Annotated in this window: 2 protein-coding genes; one reads left to right on the top strand and one right to left on the bottom strand. The window is 58.5% G+C overall.

Features of this window, described 5'->3' with window-relative positions:
* Positions 1–542, top strand: a 542-nt coding sequence (locus AWB67_RS37955) for an enoyl-CoA hydratase-related protein (RefSeq protein ID WP_087660868.1), incomplete at its 5' end; no start/stop codon positions are given.
* 35 nt (positions 543–577) lie between these two features.
* Here the strand turns inward: AWB67_RS37955 and AWB67_RS37960 are convergent.
* On the bottom strand, positions 578–1012 hold the full coding sequence (locus AWB67_RS37960; RefSeq protein WP_087660869.1) for a MarR family winged helix-turn-helix transcriptional regulator: 435 nt from the start codon (positions 1010–1012) through the stop codon (positions 578–580).
* Positions 1013–1311: the final 299 nt, after the last annotated feature.

Here is a 1311-nt window from a genome sequence, read left to right on the forward strand (position 1 = left end):
AGGAACGCAACGTCGTCCGCTTTCTGCGAGGCCTGGCGAATGCCACGAAACCGATCATTGCCGCAGTCCAGGGCAAGGCCGTCGGAGTTGGAACGACTATGTTGCTCCATTGTGACTATGTGCTTCTCTCCGAAGAGGCGCAATTGATGACCCCCTTCGTGAATCTGGCACTCGTTCCCGAAGCTGCATCAAGCTACCTGCTTCCCTTGCGAGTTGGGCATGTCAAGGCATTCGAAATGTTCGCCCTCGGGGAAGCCGTTCCTGCAAATGCTGCCGTTGCATGGGGTATTGCAAACAAGGCTGTCTCCAACGCGGAACTCCGCGCAGAGGCACGCCGTGTTGCCGAGAGAATTGCTGCCAAGCCCATCGGATCGCTGACCGCGATGAAGCGACTGATGCGAGACGCAGAGAAGCTGGTCGCTCAGATGGATTGCGAAAGCGCCATATTCGTGGAGCGACTTGCAAGCGCCGAAGCGAAAGAAGCCTTCGCGGCGTTTGCCCAAAAGCGCCAGCCGGATTTCACGGGAATCGTTCGACAATAGGAACGGTACTCACCAGGGGGCACGGTCGGTGTCCCTTAGTGCGGATTCTCGTCATTGGCCGGGAACTTCTCCTGCAAACTTGTCAGCCATCGCACGACGATGTCGATCTCGGATGCTGTAAACCCGTCGGTCAGCCGGGCATTCAAGTGAGCGAGAGCTGCCTTCGAACGCTTGAGTGCAGCGCGCCCGTCTTCCGTCAGCCACAGCCGCGACGCGCGTCGATCGAACTCATCCGCATAGCGTTCGATCAGACCAGCCCGTTCGACTCGATCAACCAACCCACTCATTCCCGGCGCCTTGAGGTCAAGGGCTGCCGCTGCTTCATTCGTAAGGGCACCATCGTTCTTCGCCAGAAAAAAGAGCAGACCAGCCTGGGCTGCTGTCGCTCCACCGGCGGCCGTCCTCGCCTGCGACCACCGATGTAGGCGCCGCTGACCCACATTCAGTAGATAGACAAGCCGATGATCCATTTCCGAAACCTCGTTCTATGTTCCAGTCGTCGAGCGACAATAAATTAATAGTTCGCGTGCGAAATATAACATGAGCCGCGCCCCCAGCTTCCCGCGCGTGAAGCGACGGCTGCGATGCCCGAACCGGACGAACGTGGCATTGATCTGGGGGACTACAAGGTGCCTTCGCCGGCATCTACATCCTGCAGGATGCTCTGTTCCATCCATCAACAAGGAGACTGAAATGACTGCTGTGGCGGATCTTTTCAACCTGAAGGGCCGAACGGCCCTCGTCACTGGCGGGTCGGGCGGCCTAGGCC

This window comes from Caballeronia terrestris (genome assembly GCF_001544515.1).
GTDB lineage: Bacteria > Pseudomonadota > Gammaproteobacteria > Burkholderiales > Burkholderiaceae > Caballeronia > Caballeronia terrestris.